The organism is Brevibacillus centrosporus (assembly GCF_046622605.1).
GTDB lineage: Bacteria > Bacillota > Bacilli > Brevibacillales > Brevibacillaceae > Brevibacillus > Brevibacillus centrosporus.
In genome coordinates this window covers 747486-768176 of sequence record NZ_CP176856.1, presented here as the reverse complement: position 1 = coordinate 768176, position 20691 = coordinate 747486, and the positions used below count along the sequence as shown (strand labels likewise).

General features: G+C 49.1%; 20 protein-coding genes and 1 pseudogene. 2 read left to right on the top strand and 19 right to left on the bottom strand.

Translation table 11 applies throughout. The features are described from left to right. Window positions 1-10: 10 nt before the first annotated feature. The 18 genes and pseudogenes from ACLIN2_RS04090 to ACLIN2_RS04005 form a co-directional block, all read right to left on the bottom strand. A complete protein-coding gene (locus ACLIN2_RS04090) occupies window positions 11-1189 on the bottom strand; it encodes an amidohydrolase family protein (RefSeq protein ID WP_122961577.1) in 1179 nt (392 codons plus the stop codon). A gap of 15 nt (window positions 1190-1204) precedes the next feature. After that, complete coding sequence (locus ACLIN2_RS04085) at window positions 1205-2131, bottom strand: ABC transporter permease (RefSeq protein WP_092267283.1); 927 nt, start codon at window positions 2129-2131, stop codon at window positions 1205-1207. Between the two features lie 37 nt (window positions 2132-2168). After that, the gene (locus ACLIN2_RS04080) at window positions 2169-3821 is read right to left on the bottom strand and encodes an ABC transporter substrate-binding protein (RefSeq protein ID WP_411503280.1); all 1653 of its coding nucleotides are present in this window, start codon (window positions 3819-3821) and stop codon (window positions 2169-2171) included. Between the two features lie 297 nt (window positions 3822-4118). Further along, the gene (locus ACLIN2_RS04075; protein ID WP_411503279.1) at window positions 4119-4571 is read right to left on the bottom strand and encodes a GNAT family N-acetyltransferase; all 453 of its coding nucleotides are present in this window, start codon (window positions 4569-4571) and stop codon (window positions 4119-4121) included. Between the two features lie 68 nt (window positions 4572-4639). After that, window positions 4640-5335: an FtsW/RodA/SpoVE family cell cycle protein gene (locus ACLIN2_RS04070; protein ID WP_411503278.1), complete on the bottom strand. Its 696-nt coding sequence runs from the start codon at window positions 5333-5335 to the stop codon at window positions 4640-4642. A gap of 35 nt (window positions 5336-5370) precedes the next feature. Further along, a pseudogene (locus tag ACLIN2_RS04065) lies at window positions 5371-5520 on the bottom strand (permease prefix domain 1-containing protein); the annotation flags it as partial. Between the two features lie 111 nt (window positions 5521-5631). Continuing rightward, entirely contained in the window at window positions 5632-6417 is a 786-nt protein-coding gene (locus tag ACLIN2_RS04060; RefSeq protein WP_411503277.1) for an inositol monophosphatase family protein, read from the bottom strand. Window positions 6418-6433: 16 nt separating this feature from the next. Then, the gene (locus tag ACLIN2_RS04055) at window positions 6434-7555 is read right to left on the bottom strand and encodes an ABC transporter ATP-binding protein (protein WP_411503276.1); all 1122 of its coding nucleotides are present in this window, start codon (window positions 7553-7555) and stop codon (window positions 6434-6436) included. Next, a complete protein-coding gene (locus ACLIN2_RS04050; RefSeq protein ID WP_411503275.1) occupies window positions 7555-9255 on the bottom strand; it encodes an ABC transporter permease in 1701 nt (566 codons plus the stop codon). Before ACLIN2_RS04050 ends, ACLIN2_RS04055 begins: the two co-directional genes overlap by 1 nt. A 63-nt stretch (window positions 9256-9318) precedes the next feature. Next, window positions 9319-10425, bottom strand: coding sequence for an ABC transporter substrate-binding protein (locus ACLIN2_RS04045; RefSeq protein ID WP_411503274.1), 1107 nt, complete (start codon window positions 10423-10425; stop codon window positions 9319-9321). A 38-nt stretch (window positions 10426-10463) separates the two neighbouring features. Next, entirely contained in the window at window positions 10464-11279 is an 816-nt protein-coding gene (locus ACLIN2_RS04040) for a Cof-type HAD-IIB family hydrolase (protein WP_411503273.1), read from the bottom strand. 7 nt (window positions 11280-11286) lie between these two features. Next, on the bottom strand, window positions 11287-12288 hold the full coding sequence (locus ACLIN2_RS04035; protein ID WP_411503272.1) for a LacI family DNA-binding transcriptional regulator: 1002 nt from the start codon (window positions 12286-12288) through the stop codon (window positions 11287-11289). 177 nt (window positions 12289-12465) lie between these two features. Then, a complete protein-coding gene (locus ACLIN2_RS04030; RefSeq protein WP_122961569.1) occupies window positions 12466-12912 on the bottom strand; it encodes a HEAT repeat domain-containing protein in 447 nt (148 codons plus the stop codon). A 60-nt stretch (window positions 12913-12972) separates the two neighbouring features. Then, window positions 12973-13848, bottom strand: coding sequence for a radical SAM/SPASM domain-containing protein (locus tag ACLIN2_RS04025; protein WP_092267497.1), 876 nt, complete (start codon window positions 13846-13848; stop codon window positions 12973-12975). Window positions 13849-14214: 366 nt separating this feature from the next. Then, window positions 14215-14778, bottom strand: coding sequence for a hypothetical protein (locus ACLIN2_RS04020; RefSeq protein ID WP_411503271.1), 564 nt, complete (start codon window positions 14776-14778; stop codon window positions 14215-14217). A 398-nt stretch (window positions 14779-15176) separates the two neighbouring features. Beyond that, window positions 15177-15503 carry a hypothetical protein gene (locus ACLIN2_RS04015; protein WP_411503270.1) on the bottom strand — a complete coding sequence of 109 codons (327 nt, stop codon included), beginning with the start codon at window positions 15501-15503 and terminating at the stop codon, window positions 15177-15179. Window positions 15504-15676: 173 nt separating this feature from the next. Continuing rightward, window positions 15677-16225 carry an NADPH-dependent FMN reductase gene (locus ACLIN2_RS04010; protein WP_328210921.1) on the bottom strand — a complete coding sequence of 183 codons (549 nt, stop codon included), beginning with the start codon at window positions 16223-16225 and terminating at the stop codon, window positions 15677-15679. A 234-nt stretch (window positions 16226-16459) separates the two neighbouring features. After that, window positions 16460-17224 (bottom strand): sigma 54-interacting transcriptional regulator, encoded by a 765-nt coding sequence (locus ACLIN2_RS04005; RefSeq protein WP_411503269.1) that lies wholly within the window; start codon window positions 17222-17224, stop codon window positions 16460-16462. Between the two features lie 17 nt (window positions 17225-17241). Between ACLIN2_RS04005 and ACLIN2_RS04000 the strand changes: the two genes are divergently transcribed. Beyond that, a complete protein-coding gene (locus tag ACLIN2_RS04000; protein ID WP_411503268.1) occupies window positions 17242-18459 on the top strand; it encodes an IS256 family transposase in 1218 nt (405 codons plus the stop codon). Window positions 18460-18795: 336 nt separating this feature from the next. Here the strand turns inward: ACLIN2_RS04000 and ACLIN2_RS03995 are convergent, their stop codons facing one another. Next, complete coding sequence (locus tag ACLIN2_RS03995; protein WP_411503267.1) at window positions 18796-19635, bottom strand: ArdC family protein; 840 nt, start codon at window positions 19633-19635, stop codon at window positions 18796-18798. Window positions 19636-20135: 500 nt separating this feature from the next. Between ACLIN2_RS03995 and ACLIN2_RS03990 the strand changes: the two genes are divergently transcribed. Continuing rightward, window positions 20136-20570, top strand: coding sequence for a hypothetical protein (locus tag ACLIN2_RS03990; protein WP_400588552.1), 435 nt, complete (start codon window positions 20136-20138; stop codon window positions 20568-20570). Window positions 20571-20691: the final 121 nt, after the last annotated feature.

The following is a 20691-nucleotide window of genomic DNA, read 5'->3' as shown; positions in this document are numbered from 1 at the left end:
TAGGACTGCCTTACAGCTGGGCAAAATCAGGAACGGTTCCTGCTCGCATGACCCAATCGACATTCCATAGGTCCGAAATATTGCTGAGGGGATTGCCGTCGACTGCGATGATGTCTGCTCGCATTCCCGGCGCAAGCGTTCCCACCGTTTGATCGATCCCACAGGCTTCAGCTGCGACGATCGTTGCGCTTTCGATGATCTCCTCGTTGGAGAGGCCCACCATCTGAAGGGCTTCCAGTCCTCCGACGTACTTGTCATGCGGAACCAGATTGATTCCCGCATCTGTCCCCGCGATAAATTTCATCCCCAACGCCTTCATCCGACTGATGTTTTGCAAACGTTCCTCCAGCCATTGACCGCTCATTCTTCCCCAACCCACATTAGTCGTCAAGCAGATGTGAATTCCTTTTTCCACGATTTTCTCTGCCGCTTCCTCCGAGTAGTCGTAGCCACTGGAAGTGACCCACGAACAGTGCTCGATCGTATCAACGCCGACATCGACAGCATCCTTGATCCCTACCGCTCCATGGGCATGGACGGCAATTTTTTTGTCCAGCCGATGTGATTCATACGTAGCGGTTTCCAGCTCTTTGCGATCAAACTGGTTGTACCAGGGCGCTGAACCTTTCGTCATGAACCCGCCTGTATGCATGATCTTGATGAAATCTGCGCCTGCTTTCACATGATCGCGAACGGCTCTCTTGACCGCTACGGTATCGTCGCATTCGCAGCCCATAAACCAGCAGTGCCCACCGGTGCTGGTGATGGGACGATTGCTTACAAGCAGGTTTGGACCGACAGCTGTTCCTTCCTCGATCGCCTCTTTCACGACCAGGTCCAGGAAGCTTCTCGCTCCCATTTCCCTGGCAGTCGTTACTCCAGAGCGCAGGAGCAGCCTCGCATTGTACAGCATGAGCACCAGAAGCTGTTCGTCGGTGCTTTTTTTCATACGTGTCACTGGATCTGCACTTCCGTCGAATCCCAGATGGACGTGACAGTCAATCATTCCAGGCATCAGTGTCCGTTCGCCGAAATCGATCACCTTCACATTGGGATCGATATGTGCGCCTACGACATCTGCTGACCCTACGGACACGATTGACTCCCCATCTACCAATACAGCACCATTCTTGATGACTTCCCCTTTTCTTCCGCTGAGAACGCGTTCTGCTTTCAACAAATATTTCATGGATGGCTCATCTCCCTAATTGGATGTTCGGACTCTCGGATCAATCACCGAGTAGGAAACATCGACGAGAATATTGACGACGACGTAGACGATTGCCGTAAACAGTACCGCTCCTTCCACGGTGGGAAAGTCTTTGTTCATGATGGCATCGACGATCAACCGCCCCAACCCTTGTCTGGCAAAAACCGTTTCGATAATCACCGCTCCTGCGAGCAGCTCACCGATTTGCACGCCAACCATCGTGACGGCAGGAATCAGTGCATTTCGCAAAGCATGCTGGTACATGACGATCCTCTCTGACAGCCCCTTCGAGCGCAGTGTCATAATGAACTGTTCATTGATGACCTCCAGCATACTGTTGCGGACCATCCGGACAATAAAGCCTGCGCCCACCAAGCCGAGGGCACAAGCAGGGAGCACCAGCCTGCTGAAGCCGCCTGATCCGGTCGCGGGAAACCAGTTCAGGTGGACGGAGAATATGAGTATCAATAAGATCCCTGACCAGAAAGTAGGCATCGAAATCCCCAGTAAACTGATGATCCGAATGACAAAGTCTGCCCAGCCATTTCGATGAATGGCGGAGATGACCCCCAGTACCGCTCCCAGTACGACGGCAATTACTGTGCTCGCCAAGGTCAGCATCAGGGTAGAGACGAACTGCTCTCCAATCATCCCCATCACAGGCTCACTTCTGACAAAGGATTGCCCAAAGTTCCCAGTGGCGATATGTCCCAAAAACGTGAAGTATTGCATGATTAATGGCTGATCCAGTCCGAATTGCTGGCGCAGGTTGTTCATCGTCTCCTCGTCTGCCGGAGCACCCGCGAGCATGAGCGCGATCGGGTCGCCAGGCAGGAGGCGGAGAATGAAAAACACCAGTGTAGCTACACCGAATAGGACCGGAATGGCAGCGAGAATCCTCCGCACTAGAAAACCAATCATGGAAACCGCCTCCTACTTCTCCTCCAGCGTGGTTCTACTATTGTGTTTTCGCGACATCGTAGAACAAGGGGTACGCGCGCGAGTCAAACTGAATGCCCGTGAATTCCTTTTGCGCCGCAACGGTATAAGGAAATACATAAGTTGGCAGGGTCAGTGCATTTTCGATCAGATACTCTTGTACTTTGGCGTAAATGTCAGAGCGAACCTTCAGATCTGTACTCTTTAAGCCGTCCATTAATAGCTGGTCGATTTCCGGGTTTTCCAAGTGTCCGAGATTAAAGGCGAATTTTTGGGGAGTAGGTGTGTTGATAGAGTGGTAAATGGAGCGCAAGACATCTGGGTCTCCCTGTACGAGACTTGTCCCAGTCATGTCATACTGCCCATTCATGATAGCGCTGACGACGGCGTTGGTCGCTTGGAGATCGATTTTTACGGAGATTCCTATTTGCTTGAGCTGCTGCTGCATCATCGTACCGATATCATGGCGTTTTTCCCGGTTTGGCGTTCCAATCAGATAGTTCATCACCAGTGGCTGACCGTTTTTCATCCGGGTGCCGTTCGCATCCCGCTCGGTCCAGCCAGCCTCGTCGAGCAGCTGATTTGCTTTTGCCGTATCAGGCTTCCAGGAGTTTTCTACCTTTGGATCATAGCCTGCAGTGGAGGGTGTCAATGGCCCCCATGCCCTTTGGTAGGTGCCCATGTACAAGGTTTTTACGATGGTGTCCATGTCGATCGCCAGCATGACTGCTGTACGTACCTTGACATCATCCCACGGCTGTTTGGTTGTATTGAGCATAAGCGTGTAGGGGGAGCCAGGCGATTGAGCTTCTAGCATCTGGATGTTGCTGTCGTTCTTGAAAGCAACAATGTTTTGCGGAGGAATGGTTTCCGCTGCGGCGATCTGACCGCTTTGTACAGAGCCGACTCGTGTGGAATCCTCAGGGATGATGCGGTAGATCAATTTGTCCAGGTAAGCTGCCCCTGTGTGGCCTGCGGTTTCGGGAGCCCAGTTGTAATCAGGATTTTTATTTAAGGCGATCTCACTCTTCTGAATCCATTTCTCAAAAACAAAGGGACCTGTTCCTACTGGGTTTTGTCCAAACTTGTCACCGAACTTCTTCACGGCAGTCGGAGATGCCATTCCTAAAAATGCCTGGCTCAATGCTTCCATGAATGGCGCATGAGGCTGTTTGAAATTTACGCGGATGGTGTACTCGTCAATCACTTCCGAGGAATCATAGGGGCCGATCAGGGAGACGGCAAAGCGTGATTTTGTCTTTGGATCTACGATGCGATCAAAATTGAATTTCACAGCTTCCCCATTAAAGGGAGTTCCATCGTGGAATTTTACATCTTTTCGCAGGTGAAACGTAAACTGCTTGGCGTCAGGGCTGATCTCCCACGAGGTAGCCAGCCACGGCTTAAAGCTGTGATCGGCTGTCTCTACCACGAGGCTGTCAAATATCTGGCGGAACACCCGGTAGCCGGCAGCGCTCGGTTCTACACCAGGGTCTAAAACAGTGGGCTCACTAGCAAGACCGAAAATAAATTCTCCGCCGCTTACCTTTGCCTCCGTACCGGGCGTACCTGATGCTGGGGCAGGCGCAGCGCTCTCCTTTCCACAGCCGGCCAAGAGAGATGTCACGAGCAAAAGCGAACAGACTACCTGTTTCGTTCGGGTCAATCGCATATTCTGTATGCCCCCTTAGACTAGACCTTTTCACACGAATGAGAAGAAATTCTTCGCACGGCACGACAGTCGCTAAGACTTGCTACAGGTAATCACCCCGCTATTCCTATGTAATTTTCGTTTCTCTCCACTGATTTGATAATGATTTATTATCATGATAAATTATGTTTATATACTAGTCAATATATTCTTAATATTTTGTTTATTTAGTCTTTTTCTATACCCCATAGAAAACTTGCTGGCTAATAAAAAAGACCAAATGCAATCTGCGCATTTGATCCTGCCTAGCCTAGCCCATCAAAGCTTCAACTTCATCCCTTCATGAGTCGCCTGAAAGCCTAAGCGTTCATAAAAGACATGGGCATCCTCTCTCTTTTTATCTGTTGTCAGCTGAACAAGGTGGCATCCACGCGCTTTTGCACGATCGATGGCCCATCCAATGAGCTGGCTGCCGATTCCTCTGCCTCTTACCGACGATGCTGTCCGCACTCCTTCTATCGTAGCTCTCCAGCTCCCCTGGTGCGTCAAATAAGGAGTAAACGTAATCTGCTGCACCCCCACAATTTCTTCCCCGAGGCAAGCAACCACTAACTCGTTATTTTGGTCGGAGCTGATCGCTTCAAAGGCCTTTACATAGCTTTCCGGAAGAGGCGTTTCGTAGCGCTCCCTCGTTTTTCCGAGCTCATCGTCGGCCAGCATTTGTACAATTTGATCCAAATCGTTTGCAGTGGCGATTCTAAAGGTAACCATACCAGCCCTCCAAGCCGTCTCGTTTTCTATTCATCTTACCCTATGAAAGGAAGATTTTGGGCAAGAATCTATCGGCTAGCCGCAAGTACCGTGATATCCTTTCTCCGATACACACTCAGGATGATCCCAAACACCGCCATTTGAAGCACAAATTGTGTGCCGCCATAGCTTATAAACGGCAGGCTGACAGAGAAGATTGGAACGATGCCCAGCGCCATCAGAATGCTCCAGAAGAATGGCACGAAAAAGACAGCCATCAAGCCCCGGATCAGCAAGCTGCCAAAGCGGTCCTTTACTTGACCCATCGCTCTTTGAATACGATACAGCAGCACAATCCCGATCAATAGCACGGCTCCTCCTACGATCCAGCCAAAGCTGTAAACCAAATAGGCGAATACGAAGTCAGACTCCGTCACCGGCAGCTCTGCCAGCTGCGCGCCAAACCCATGCCCCCACCAGCCTGCAGAACGAATCGCTTCGATCGATTGGACCGTTTGGTAGCCTGCACCGAGAGGATCCTTGTAGGGATCAAGGAAAGCGAGCAGAGCATTAGCAAAAGCGTCGCCGCATACAGATGCCTGCAGTACGGCAAAAGCCTGCGGTAGTCGGTAAATAGGAGACCAACCAGCACAACAGCGCCCAGAATGAGGAAAAGAATCTGGCGTTGAAATTGCGAGGCTGCCAAGGATTGACTGTCCAGCAAAGAGGAGAGCGTAAGCAGTCCCAAGCCGATCAAACCAGCGATCATGCCTAGAAGACTCCACTCGACTCGCGGTTTATGGGTGTGATGCAGCTCTTTTCCGATCAAAAGAGGATCGCCCATTTGCAAAATGGCTCTATCCACCGCGTCCGCTTCGCTCATACCTTCACTCTGGTAATCCTCGATCCGATCCGCAAAATGCCCCTCCAGCTCTCGTGAAATGGCCTCATGGACTGAAAAAAAAATCACCGCTCTCCGCTTGTGGAAGGGTGATTTTGGCTACGTATTTTGCTTGTATGTGCCTGCTGGTTCATTTCTGTTCGAAGGTCCCTTCGTCTCCTTTTTCTTCGGAAACGTCCCTTACTCTACCAGAATGTCTAGCAAAGACTCATGAAGGTATCTATTGCTGGCGACGACGCCTTTAGTCGTTAAGTCAAAAGGTGCGCCGTGTGCGCTCGTGACACGTCCTCCTGCTTCCTGCACGATCAACGTCCCTGCAGCCGTATCCCATATATTTAGTCCTGGCTCCCAAAACGCGTCCAATCGCCCCGCCGCTACATAGACCAGATGCAATGCTGCCGAACCTAATACGCGGACATTCAGACAGAGGGGTCCCAGCTTTTGCAGCTGACGCAACACTTGCGCGCGATGCTGATGGATATCTGAGGGAATACCGGTAGCCACCGTACTTTCATTTAGCTTAGATAGAGTCGACACCTGTAGCTGCTTCTGATGGAGATACGCTCCCTTGTTCTTCTCTGCCCAGAAAAGCTCTTTCGTAGTCGGATCGTAGACGACACCGATGATCAGCTCTCCACGGTATGCCAAACCAATCGATACCGTATACCCCGGAAGCCCTTTGATAAAATTGTTCGTCCCGTCGATCGGGTCTACCAGCCAGACGTACTCGGCGTTTTCCAAAGAAACTACCTGGCCCTGGTACATTCCTTCCTCTCCCAGAATTTGATGCTCGGGAAAGGCTTGGGTAAGCCGCGAGCGAATCATCTTTTCTGCTTCCTGATCTACCTCGGTCACGAGATCATAGGGCGAAGATTTCTCTGTTATGATGACGCTGCTCCCTTGACGTTCCTTGATCATTTTTCCTGTTTCCACAGCTGTTTCCAAAGCTACCTGCAAGAATCCCATATGATCCTCCTTCCGATTAGCTTCTGGCCGGGATGATGCGAACCGCTTCCTGGTTCAAACGAAGCTTGACGTCTGTGCCTGCTTCTCTCCAGCCGTGCTGATGATGGGCGTAATCTACGAAAGTGACATCTTGATTGCCTAGGACGGCTTCGTATTCCACGTACGTCCCCAAATAAGTAGCTCGCGTTAATCGCGCTGTAAACTCGCCCTCCTCATCGAGTGTAAAGAATTCGGGGCGAACCACACAGTCAACCGCGTCTGCGACCTGCACCGGAATGTTCCTATCGACTTTTACGAGAATGCGGTTGTTTTCCAGCGAGACGATCCAGGCGTCTTTTTCCCGGCCCTCGATCTTCCCTGTGAGAAAGTTCGCTTTCCCCATAAAATCGGCCACAAAATGATTGACTGGCTTCGTATAAATCTCATGCGGAGAACCTACCTGCTGAATGACGCCTTTGGTCATGATCACGACTTGATCGGAAATCGCCATCGCCTCCGCCTGATCATGAGTCACGTACAAGCTGGTAATGCCCAATCGCTGCTGCAATTTGCGCAGCTCATCCCGCATGTATTCTCTCAGCTTGGCATCCAGATTGGAGAGCGGTTCGTCAAAAAGCAGCACCTTGGGCTCGGTCACGACAGCTCTGGCGAGAGCTACCCGCTGCTGCTGTCCACCCGACAGCTGAGAGGGAAGCCGATCTTTGAATTCCTCTAAGTGCATCAGCGCAAGCACACGGTTGACCCTCGTCTTCAATTCCTCTTTCGGCACCTTTTTGATTTGCAGCCCGTACGCCACATTCTCATAAATGGTTAAGTGAGGAAAGAGTGCATAGCTCTGAAAGACCATGCCGATGTCTCTTTTATTTGGTGGTGTAAAGGTCACATCTGTCTGACCAAAACGGATTTGCCCGGACGTCGGAATGTCAAATCCGGCGAGCATTCGCAGCGTTGTTGTCTTGCCGCAGCCCGATGGTCCGAGAAGTGTGACGAGCTTCCCCGGCTGTATGTCGAGTGAGAAATGCTTGACTGCGTAGTTCTCCTCTCCAGCTGCGGATAGATAGGTTTTGACTAAATCTCGCATGCTTACCGAGGAGGAGTTCGTGGAAAGCGTCTCTTCCATTCTCTCTGCCAATGCCATTAATGCGCCCCCCTTTTCGAGCTTCCCAAACGATTGACGATTAGCTCCAGGAAGCCAATCACGATCAGGATGATAAAGATTAGGATCAAGCAATACGCGGCAGCTACACCAAGGCGGCTCGACTCTACCTGAGACAGGATGGAAACCGTCATCAGATTCCAGTTCACCGAGACCAGGAAAATGACAGCGCTGATCGACGTCATTGACCGGACAAAGGAGTAAACCAGCCCCGAAAACATAGCGGATTTCATCAAAGGCAGGGATACGCGCCAAAACGTGGTTAAGCTGTTCGCGCCCAAGCTCGTCGATGCCTCCTCGATAGACGCATCCACCTGTCTCAGGCTGTTGGACCCGGCTTCTATACCGACTGTCATATTTCGGAAGGTAAAAGCAATAATCAAAATCGCAGCTGTTCCGGTCAAAAGCAGTGGCTTTTCGTTAAAGGCGAGAACGTAGCCAATCCCCACAACTGTGCCCGGTACAGCAAAGGTCAAGATTGTGGAAAATTCCATCAGCTTCTTGCCCACAAAGTTTTTGCGGATGATCAGATAGGCGATCAGCATGCCGAGCAAAGCGGTGATTGGCGTTGATGCCGTTGCCATGATCAACGAGTTTTTTACAGAATCCAGGCCGAGTGTGAAAATGTACTTGAAATGATCCAGCGTCAGCGTGTAATTGACTCCCCACACCTTCACGAATGCTCCCCAAGCGACGGTTCCGTAAAATAGCAGGACACTCCCTGTAAGCAAGCTGCAAAAGGCGAACAACGGCCAAACAATCCGCTTGTCACCGATTCCTTTCGAGGATTGAGAAGGCTTGCCCGTGACCGTCACGAACGATTTTTTCGAAAGCCAATATTTCTGGATCATGTAGGCGAGCAGGGACGGAAACAAGATCGCGACTGCCATGAAAGCCCCTGCCTTCAAATCGTACATGCCCGTAATTTCCAAGTAAGCTTGAACCGCCAGGGTAGAATAATCCCCTGCAATGACCATCGGATTGCCGAAGTCTTCTATCGATTTGATAAAGACAAGCAGAAGCGAGCTGAAAATGGCAGGCAGAGCCAGTGGAAACGTCACTGTCCGAAACACTTCCCACCTCGAAGCACCTAGGCTGAGACTCGCATCCTCTAAAGCACCATCGATCGATTCGAGCACGCCCCGCAGGTTGAGGTACGCCATCGGGAAGAAGCCTAGCGTCTGGATCACGACCAGACTCGTCAATCCGTAAATATCAGAATCCTCGATGCCGAGAAGACCGCTCGAGATCATCCCGTTTCGACCAAAGAGCAGAATCATGGAAAGCGCCATGACAAAGGGCGGAGAAATAATCGGCAGCATCGCGATCAGGTGGAAGAACTTCTTTCCTCGCATCTGCGTGCGCGTCACGGCAAAGGCAAATACAAATCCGATCGCCGTACCGAAAACCGCGGAAAGAATCCCCAGCTGCAGGCTGTTCCATAAAATTTGAAAGAAATGGGCGTTCAACACTTCTGCCACCTTGTCAAATTGAAAGCCTGTTTCATCATATACGGTCAGCTTCAATACCTGGAGGATGGGATACACGGAAAACAAAAACAGCGAGATGAACAGCAAAATGATGATCCCGAGCAGCCACGGCTCCTTGCTCAGCATTTTCAGTCGCGTTCGTTGCGTTTTCAGCTGATGTTGGAAGGCAATGCCTGTGTTTCCTCTTTGCAACGATACCCCTCCTTCTTTAAAAGGAGGACTCCCTTTTGCAGAAGCCCTCCTGACCTGATCAAACTACTTGACCCCTTCCTTGCCGCGAACCTGACTCTCAAATTTTTTCACCAGGGCATCGCGATTCTCTCCGGCCCAAACCGCATCGTAATTGATGACTTTCAGGTCCGTCAGCTTGGTAGCGCCTTCTGGAACGGTCGCATCTGGATTCACTGGCAAACGGAACGATTTCGACGTTTCATAGAGATCCTGCGCCTCTTTGGTGATCGCCCAATCGATAAATTTCTTCGCGTTTTCCACTTCATCTGCGGGGCCGTTTTTGATCAGCGCAACCGCGCCCACTTCATAGCCGGTTCCTTCTTTGGGGAAGGACAGCGTCAACGGATATCCTTCGTTTTTCGGTGCCAAAATATCATGGGCGAACGAGATTCCTACTCCTGTCTCACCCAGTCCGGCTTGCTTGGCAGGAGCTGATCCCGACTTCGTATACTGACGAATGTTTTCATTCAGCTTTTTAAAGTAATTAAACGCCTTATCTTCGCCCATGATTTGGACCAGCGTCGCCAATACCGTATAAGAAGTACCCGAGGAGCCCGGATGAGCCATCGTGACGTTCCCTTTATACTCAGGCTTCAACAGATCATCCCAGCTTTCCGGTGCGGGAATTCCCGACTTTTTCAACCAGTCGGAATTGACGGCAAAGCCTAGAGCTCCTACGTAAACAGGCGACCAGTAGCCGTCCTTGTCCTGAAAGTTTTCGGGAATTTTATCGGCATTCTGGGGCTTGTACTTTTCAAGCAACCCTTCTTTCGCTGCTGCAATAAACGTGTCCGACGGTCCACCATACCAGATGCTCGCTTGAGGATTGCCCTTCTCAGCCTGGAGTCTCACCAAGGTTTCTCCGGCAGACAAACGTACAAATTTCGCTTCAATCCCTGTCGCTTTTTTAAACTCGTCAATGTACACGACGGCTTCCTGTTCCGGATACGCCGTGTAGATCGTCAAATTTTTTGATGCAGGTGCTGCGGGTGCTGCCGATGCTGGAGTCGATGCCACCTGTGAGGTGCCTCCTGCCTCTTGCTTGGGTGCCTGTGTTCCAGATGAACATCCTACCAATCCAAGCGTCGTTGCCATCATGAGAGACCCTACGGTACTTACCCACTTTTTCATGAACACGTTCCCCCTGTAACCGTTTTCAATTCGGTTTATTAAGATGAGCGCTCTGTCTTCTCTATCTGTTTTAGTAAATCGTCTATGATTTTGGCGATGGCATGCTGTTCATGATGTACCGTGATTTCATCGGCTATTTTTTTCAGCTTTGGATGAGCGTTTTCGACTGCGACCCCTTTGTCAGCTGTTTGAATCATCGTCACGTCGTTCAGATTGTCCCCAACAGCAATCGTATAGATCGGAAAGGGATACAAGCTAACCAGCTTTTTCAGTGCCGTTCCCTTTGAAACACCCTCAGGTAAAATCTCCAGGTAGTTCACCTCCGAATAAACAAAGTCCAGAGGTAATCCGCTAGCTACTGTCGCTAGCTCAAACTGCTTCAATCGCTCTGGGTTGTCTGAGATGATCAGCAGCTTGGTGACTTCTTCATCCAGACTGGCGTGCTCCATGGCTCCACAAATCACGCTGTCCTTTTTCTCATGCTCAGTCACAATCTTATTGACCCAAGGCGTGTACACTTTGCCCTGCTGGTACAACAACAGCCCGACATCCTCCTGCAACAGATCGAGATAGCACTGCCATACATGCCGGGGAAGCCGCAACCCTTGTTCATAGAGAGCTGTCTGGGTAACCGGACAGTAAATCTTCGCACCATTGTACAGAATCATCGGAGTATTCAGTCTCATTTTTTCGATGAAGGGCCGTACAGATGCCTCCATCCGCCCCGTTGCCAGCGTGAACATTCCCCCCGCGTCTTGAAACCGTTTAATTGCTGCTCGGTTTTCCTCGCTAATTTGTTGATCTGTCGTCAAAAGTGTGCCGTCCATATCGGTAACAATCATGATCGTGCGCAAAGTTCTGTCATACCTCCCTGCAGGTGTTTCTCTGTATCAGCTCGGGCTCGAAAAAGACGGATTGCGCCTGATAGGTTTCTTCCCGGATCATCCGGTCGATGATGCGTGCTGCCTCTTCCCCCATTTGCTTTCGAGGCTGAGCGATCGTCGTCAGCTTGATCCAGTGCAGACTTGCCACCTCCAGATTGTCAAAGCCCACTACCGACATTTTCTCCGGTACGGGAATCCCCTGGATAGCCAGCCATTCTAAAGCACCGATCGCCAGCAAATCGTTGGCAGCAAAAATCGCCGTCAGGTCTTTGTTCTGCTCACAAATTCTAGACATGGCTTCCCGTCCGTGGGCAATCGTTCTCCCGCCTCGCGTAATCGCATTCGGATTGGGCGTCAATCCATGAGCATGCATCGTATCCACATACCCTTGATAGCGCAGCTCAGCCAAAAAGGACAACTCCGGCATGCCGATAAATCCAATATGACGATGTCCCAGCCCGATCAGATGCTCCATGGCCATGCAAGCTCCTTTGTAATGATCGACATCTACAAACGGTGCGGCCAAGCCTTCAGGAGAGCGGCGTCGCAGAAATACGACCGGAATCTGCAACCGCTGAAACTGCTCAAGCAATTCTTCGTCCATGAAGTTCGGCGTCACGATCAGCCCGTCCATCTGCCGCTCTTTTGCACTCGATAAAAAGAGCTTTTCTTTGTCCGGATTCCGCATGGTGTTGCCGTACACCACCTGATACCCTACCTCGGTGAGCACTTCCTCTACTCCATTGGCGATCTCGGAAAAGAAGGGGTCGGCAATATCCGGGATCATCAGGCCGATCGTGTTCGTCTTTTTATGAATCAATCCTCGTGCCAGAGCGTTCGGCGTGTAGTTCAGCCGCTTCATCACCTCCAAAATCTCTTTTTTGGTCTGTTCTTTAATATCAGGATGATTATTGAGGGCTCGCGATACCGTGGATACAGAAATCCCTAGCTCTTTTGCTACATCTTTGATAGTTGCCATTTGGTCTACTCCCACGACTGATTTTTTCTGGTAAGGTTTCCGGGAACGTTTTCGGTAACGTTACCGAAATACTAACACCCTAAATGTTACCAAGTCAATTATTTTTTAAACTTACAGAATAATTGGCAAACAAAAGGGTGGAAAGAATGCGCTTGGCATCCCTCCACCCTCTCGTCTTTATTCCATCGAAGCCCACGTACTTTCCAGCCACTTCTCAAAATCCGTTCCTTTTTCACCCTCGTAGGCATCATAGATATCGGTTCTCATTTTTTGCAGCTTCTCTTTAAAATCTTCAAACGTATGCCCCTTTGGCAAGCTTTTCTTGATCCGAACCAAGCTTTTTGTCGTGCCTTTAATTAAATCTCCTTTTTTCTGTGGCGGCAGCTCAACATCCTCGCCAAAGTTCTGGAGCTTTTGAAAGGCTGCCTCTTGAACCTTGTAAACGGAATCGTTGATCAACAACCGTTTTAATAGATTGATAGTTTGGGGATCTCTCCATCTGCCCAGCTCTTCCACTGCTTCCAAACGCTCCCGCCAATTAGAAGTTCGGTTCGCAGACTTTTTCAGATCCTCAAAATGAGGGGGAAACCCGTTTGTTATTTCACTCGTTTGCAAATTGCTCATTCTCCTTTAGTATCTCTTCTCTACCAGTATTCCCCACTCTCCTGTGAGCAACACTACTTTTTACGCTCCAAAACGCTGACGATACCCACATCTTCTACACATCTCCTCGACTGCCTCTCTACGTGAAAAGCCGTCGATGAGATTCGTTGCCCGCTCGCCATTGATAATATCAGAAAAGGATGCTTGATTGATATTCCCCAGATCGATGACCCCTTCTCCATCGAGACAGCATGGCACGACCGTCCCGTTCTCAAGGATCGCCGCCTGCGTGCGAAGCCCATGACAGAAGCCTTTACCGTCATCCTCAGGGGCAGTCAGGCTTGGCCATTGGAACTCAATGTCCTGATTCAAATAAACGGTTTCGGCGATTCTGACACCGCTGCCCGGCACGACCTTCTCTTCAATCCTGTAATCCAAGCCAAACTCTTTTTCAATGATCTCCAGTGTCTCGCGGTTTCTGCTCTTTTGCAAGTTCGTAGCGTTGTCCTGCGTCAAATTCCAGAGGCGGAACGAGAAAATGACTTTATATTCTTCTGCAGCACGAACAAAGGAGAGGATTTCCCGCAGGTATCCTTCGCGGTTCGTAGAGCCCTCGTGACCATCGAAGCTGTGCAAGGAAAAGTTCATTTGCCGCAGCGCCGGTTTGCCCAGCAGCTTGTGACGATTCTTTGCGATCAGCGTTCCATTCGTCGTGATATTGACCTTGAAGCCTTTCTCATGGGCGATATCCAGCAGCTCGTCGATTTTCGGATGCAAGAGCGGCTCGCCTTTGACATGCAAGTAAATGTAGTTGGTGTGCGACTTGATCTCATCCAATCTTTTCGCAAAGTCCTCGACCTTGATGAAGCTCTTCGCGCGCTCAGTCGGCGGGCAAAAGCTGCAGGAGAGATTGCAGACGCTGGTAATTTCTATATAAACCTTTTTGAACGTTTTCAAGATTTTGTCCCCATTCCGGCTGCCTGTGACAGGAGGTTGTTGGTTTACGATCATAACCTTCATAGTATCATAGGAGCCGTTTTACGGGTAACGGTGCTTTTTGGAGAGATGCAGCGATGAAATCATAACCGCAGATCTGAGCTGCGGTTCCGCTACACTAGACAATTTTTGATTTCAGCCAAAGTTGTTAAATAATGATCGTAGCCGTTTACCCAATGAGGATGAACGAAATGCTGCTCGGGATTGATGGTGTGTTCGAATGGCTGTGCACCAGCGGTAAATAGATGGTGAAATGGATTGGGTGATGCAATAGCCTCACCTTCAGTCATCTGAGGAGTCGCACTGCTTCCTAAAGTTGAAAAGGGATCATTTTCCTGAAAGTTTCGGCACCGTAAAGGATTCTGGAACATAGTAGGTGACCTCCTGTTTAAAGATTTGCATATGCTCGTCCGCTAGGGAAACGGATCCTTGAACGGCTTCAACCAATGCTTCTTTTTTCGTCAGTACACTTTCATCGATCGGCAGCTGTTTAAACGTATAATACTCAGCCATTCTGCCTAGCAGCTTTTGCTTCACCAATGGGTCGCCAAGTATTCCCCCCTGGTAAGACTCGGCAAGCTCTTGAAAAAAGGAAGTAACGGACTGATTCATCTCGGATACGTAATACGGCACAAGTATAGACATGAAATGCTCATAGGCATCCAACGCTTTTCTCATAAAGAAGTCGAGGCGAAGATTTTCGTTGGACTGCTTCAGTTCTTCCATCCGCTTCATGTCTGCTGCGTTCATATACGAATTGATTCCCATAAAAACCCCAGGCAAAACTAAACTGATTCCACCTGTGAGAGGTGCCAGCGCCAGTCCGATTCCCCCTACCGCCAATGCTGCATTTCTACCGCGCTTGGTCTTCTCCTTAATGAACTCATCCATATCTTTTTTCAAAATTATAAAGGATGAAACAGCAGACAGAGCATTCTCAACCTCACTAAGGGAATGTCTGATCTGTCTGACAGGCTGGTCAAATTTCGCTGCAGCTGGCGATATGGCTGCTGCGGAATAGGGAGAGGAAGCAGTGAGCGATCCTCCCGTTCCCAAAAAGCAGGCAAATAGATTGAAACGGTATCTAATCTCTTCCTTTGACTTTGAATCGCATAGTACAAAAAGTTAATCATCTCCAGATTTCGAGAATCCCTATTTGCATTAGTCGCAGTAATCTCCCGTATCCCTTCCTGAATGGCAAATAACTGGCCAAACAAATCATAGCTTAGATAGTCATTGGAGTGACGAGCGTAGCTTAAATACAATTGCTCCACAGGCACGGTTCGTAATTACTCTATGCTTTTCGCTAGTAGAAAAGAAAGTAACGCCGCTTGCATCATGGATAAACCAAAACGGTGAATCCCCAACCAGTTACCGTTTAACAAATAGGTCCCAACCAACAAACGATGCTGGTCAAAGTAAAGGTTTTTCGTAAAAAATGCCTCCGTCCTTCTCTCTTCCACAACGTAAACAAATGGCTTTTCCCCGACGACGATGGCCAGCTGATCTTGCTTATTGTAATACCAGCTGTCTTGCGTTTTAGAGAATGTCTTGATCACTTGGAGCGAAATGCTATACTCCCCTGAACGAAGCCTCTTCCTTACGTCCTCAATCATCTGTTCCTCCAGTGAATCATTGATGAATAATTACCCTTCTATTGTACTAGGATACATTGCCTATCTAAAAAAAACCTAGACTTCCTCTTTTACTGTTTTATAGCAAAAAAAGAGCAGTGCAGCGGGTACCTTTTGCCCCTGCTTCCTGCTCTTGCGAGATCACCATACTCAAGTTATCGGAGGGTCTTCAACGCCCCGCTCCAAGCTACCACCTGATCCAGCATGCCATTGATATTGGTCAGGTGAAGACTCGACGGCTTGAATACCGAAAAGTTCTCGAAATCCGTAAACAAGGATAAGGTAGGATGTGTTCGGACGTCCGCCACCAAAAGCTCACCCAATATTCCCCGCAAATGCTCGGCAGCTCTTGCACCGCCTGTAGAACCGTAGCTTACGATGCCGGCCGCTTTGTTGAACCATGGATCGCGTGCCGAGTCCAGCGCATTTTTCAAGGCACCGGTGATGCTGTGATTGTACTCCTGAACGATGAAGACAAATCCGTCCAGACTTTCAATTTTTCCCTTCCACGCAGCAAGTCCAGGCTCTTGTCCGGTTCCTTCGCCAAAGAAAGGCAGTTTGTACTCCGTAATATCCACCACTTCGTACGCAGCATCTCCACGGCCGTCCGCAATTTGCTTGACCCATTGGCCAACCTGCGGGCTCACACGTCCTTGCCGAGTGCTTCCCAGGATAATGCCGATCTTCAGCTGTTGGTTTGCCATCCTCATACCTCCAAGACATTAGGTTATTAACTTACTTTATGTTACTTAGGTGATGGAGCTTTTAGAATGGCTTCATAAAAATTAATGCGGCTCAGTTGGCAGTTATGATGAAGAATGATGACCTCATGAAAAAAAGCACAACAAGACTTGTCTGGTCATGCCTTTTTCGTAATCTGGAGCCCTGTCTCACTCCATCGTCGTCAAATCCTTTTCCTCTACGACCTTCAGCTTGTATTATTTGAAGCGCCGTGCGATATAGGCTTGCGTTACCCCGAGCCTCGCTGCTGCTTTCCTCGTGCTTTGCAGCTGTCTGTAGGTTTCCTCGATGATCTCCCTTTCGATTTGATTGAGGTATTCGGTCAAGGTCTGGTTGGCTGGCAAAGCATGCAGGGAAGAGATTTGCCCCAGCTGCTCATTGCGAATTTTATCCGGAAGATCCCGCAGGTCAATTTCCCTGTTTTCAACGGTAATGACCAATCTCTCCAGCAGATTTTCCAATTCCCGAATATTCCCCGGCCAGTCGTAGTTGTAGAAAACATCGGTGAGGTTGCCGGACAAGGTATGGTCCTTCTGATATTTGTTATTGTATTTCTTCAAATAAAAGTCCAACAGCGGGACAATGTCTTCCCTGCGTTCCCTAAGCGGTGGGATGTTGAGCGGCAGGATGTTGAGCCGGTAGAATAAATCGGCACGGAACTGCCCGGTTCTGGTCAGCTCTAGCAGGTTGGTATTGGTTGCGGCGATGATGCGGACATCCGCCTTCTGTACCTGAGAGCCGCCAACAGGGATATAGGTTTTGTTTTGCAAAAACTGAAGCAGCTTTGACTGCAGATGCAAAGGCAGCTCGCTGATTTCATCCAGGAACAGCACACCGTTTTCTGCCGCTGCGATGAGACCTGTCTTGCCGTTTTGATTCGCACCCGTAAAAGCACCCTTTTTATAGCCAAACAGCTGGTTTGAGAGCGTAAAAAGTTTTGTGTAAATGGTTAAACCTCCCATTAAGGAGATGATCATCTATGCAAGACAAAAGAGACATGACGATCAAGGAGCTAGCGAAGGATTGCCGCACTATTGAAGACGTGCACGTCATGCTAAAAGATTTGTTCCGTGACACCATCCAGCAGCTGTTTGAAGCAGAAATGGATGACCATTTAGGCTACGCCAAACATAGTGTCGATGGCGATCATTCAGGAAATAGTCGGAATGGGTATAGCAAAAAAAAGCTGAAAACGAAGTTCGGAAATACAGACATTCGTGTACCTCGTGACCGCAACGGTGAATTTGAACCACACGTCGTGAAGAAGCATGAAACAACGGTCAATGGTTTGGAGGAGCAAATCATTGCACTCTACGCCAAAGGCATGTCTACACGAGATATTGAGGACCACATGAAGGATTTGTACGGGATTGACGTTTCTCCTGGCATGGTTAGCAAGGTGACTGACAAGATTATGCCTATGGTGGCGGAATGGCAGTGCCGACCGTTGGATCGGATATACCCTATCGTATTTCTGGACGCAATCCACTTTAAAGTTCGTCAAGAAAGTCGAATTGTCAACAAAGCAGCGTACAGCGTTCTCGGAATCTCAATGTCTGGTCATAAGGACATTTTAGGGATCTGGATCGGTGAGCACGAAAGTGCGAGCTTTTGGCTCAATGTGTGTACAGAGCTGAAAAGTCGCGGTGTAGAAGACATTTTGATTGCCTGCAAGGATGGACTCTCTGGCTTCTCCGAAGCAATCAACGCAGCGTTCCCAAGAACCCAGATTCAATTGTGCGTCATTCACCAGATACGCAACTCAATGAAATATGTACCGTTCAAGGAAGAAAAGGTAGTTTTGGCAGATTTAAAGAAAGTTTATCAAGCCCTTACGTTAGAAGAAGCTGAGACTGCGTTTTCAGCATTCAAAGACAAGTGGGAGAAAAAGTATCCTGTCATAATTCGTTCCTGGGAAAATAACTGGATCGAGTTAACCGCCTATTTTAGCTATCCTCCAGAGATCCGCAAGATGATCTATACGACCAATGTCATCGAGGGTTATCACCGCCAATTAAGGAAGGTCACCAAAACAAAAACGGCGTATCCAACCGACGACGCCCTACGGAAGATCATCTATCTGGCTACCGTAGATGCATCGAAGAAATGGACTATGCCGCTTCGGAGTTGGAAAGAATGTATATCGCAACTTGCCATTCAGTTTGAAGACCGATTGCAAGGGGAGCTGTCCGCCTAATCCAACTGTTGAGTCGGCTTGACATGGAGCCTCTACGGGCATGATCTCTTGCGATTGGGCAATGCCAGTGAAACATGCATCGCACGGCAAACGAGCCTATCATGCCCGCCTCTCCATGTAAAGCCGTTGTCGTAACCATCCGCCTGTTAAAAACCCATTTACACAAAAAAATTTACATTCCCATTTTCCATTTCTTTTAGATAGGAAGCAGCAGCACTGGTGCTATCCTTTTTGGGCCAAGCTTTTCTACCCAGATTCAAAGAGGCTTCTGGCTTGTCCAAAAGCTTCCTTATCCGGGGCATACCGAGGTTCCCCCCGGTATGCCCTCCCCCTTTCTTATCCCTCCTGTTCCTCTTGGTATTTCACTCCTAAGATATAATCCACGCCTTTTTGTGCCAGTCCTGCAGCTTGTACAACCCACTTCTTTTCATTTTTGAGCACTCGGAGCCAACTTTGTACATATGAAGCGCTATTCTGAATCGTACTGTTATCAACCCCTGCTGTCGCACACAGCATAGCAGCTCCAATCTCTGCGACTAGCTCTTCTTTGGAGTAGACTTCACTGCCAAAAGCAGCGACCGTTTCAATCCCAGGTCGGTTCAGGCGGTCTTTATGCCCGGTGCTGTGCATCATTTCATGAAACAAGGTGCAGTAGTATGCCTCCCCTTTTGGGTAATCGCTGATTGGTGGGACGCTGATAAAATCCTTAGCCGGAACGTAGTAGGCGCTCCCGGAATGAAAGCGAATCGGAGGAGCATCTAAATATCCTTCAATTATCTTTTCAGCCTCCTCGATCGGGTCATGCTCAAATGAGGTTTCCCCTCGTCTACTCTCTAGCCCCTCGCACTGCGTGTTGATTTCAAAAACATTGTAGTAGCGCAGGAACGGAACCTTTTCAATCTCATGCGTTTCCTGATTTTCGACCTCGAGCCACCGCCAAAAAACAGCGATATGACTTTTCGCTCCTTTTTTCACCTTCCCTCCTGCCTCTGTTACTTGTTTAAAGGTCGCGTACTCGCCGGGAGGTAGTAGAAGAGTATTAATGCCTCTATATGGTTTCTGTGTTTTCCAGTTTACAGACGCGTTGACTACCCAAGGTCTACGCCAAGGAATTGTGCCTTGCTCCAGCATGTTCATGATTCTTTCCGTGATCATCTCGTAAATTTTTTGGGACATTTTTGTTCGCTCCTTCGTGGGTATCGTCTGATCGGAGGCCCCGGTGGGCCATCGCGTGGCTCAGACGTACCACGAGGCGCGAGGCTCACTGTACCCGCCAGGGCAACACGGCGCAGCCGTAAGGAGTATGGCGCAGCCATATACGGTGAGTAGCCCGTGGTAGGCTGTGTCACAAGGCGATGAGCCTGCTTTTTAGGGGCCGCAGGCTTCTGGCCAGACGGAAGGCATCCATCCTCTCTCCTCCCTGGTATGAACCCTCATGCGTTAGGGGCCGGAGGGATTCAGAAGTGAACAGGAACCTAGAGGGCTTTGTCGGGCGCTCGCGGCCGACTAGGGCCTCTGGTTATCGGGCGATTCCCCGACCCCCGGCGGCTCTGCCGCAACGCAAAATAAGATCCAAATGCTTACGCACTTGATCCTAAAACTGCCGATTATTGGCGTTGAATTTATAGTAAAGTTATGGAAAATGGAATTTACAGACGAACGGAGGCAAAACCAATTTGGAAGAGAAAAAAACCGTCCTCAGTGCAGTTGAGACATTAATGGACGATTTATATGCGGAATTAGGAGAAGTGTATTCATATACCTACCATAAGCAGCTGCAAAATAGATTGGTGGATTTAGCTTCTCAATTTAACTGTGTCGGGGAAGCCGAATATAAAATAATAGGAAAAAGCGTTGATGTCGTTTGGAAACGACGAGAAAAAGTGATGCTCGCAATAGAGATAGACCGTCGGCTAAATGAAAATTCTTTTATTAAATTCGAGGCGATCAAACGGATCGGTGGTAAAACATTGTGGGTCAGCTATTCTCATAAAAAGGATGAGAAAATCGATCAATTTTTACAAAAGGTTAATCCAAATAATGATACGCATACCATTCGTAAAAGACTAAAATTCAAAAAAACCATCCGTAAATACCATGATACAAAGTAGCCAGCAATTTTACTGGCATGCCGCCCTAAACCTTAAAACTGCACTCTTATCAGAAATGGCAACTTCCCGATCAACCACCCTACCATCCATTCCCTGAAAAAAAACAACAGCGTGCATGATA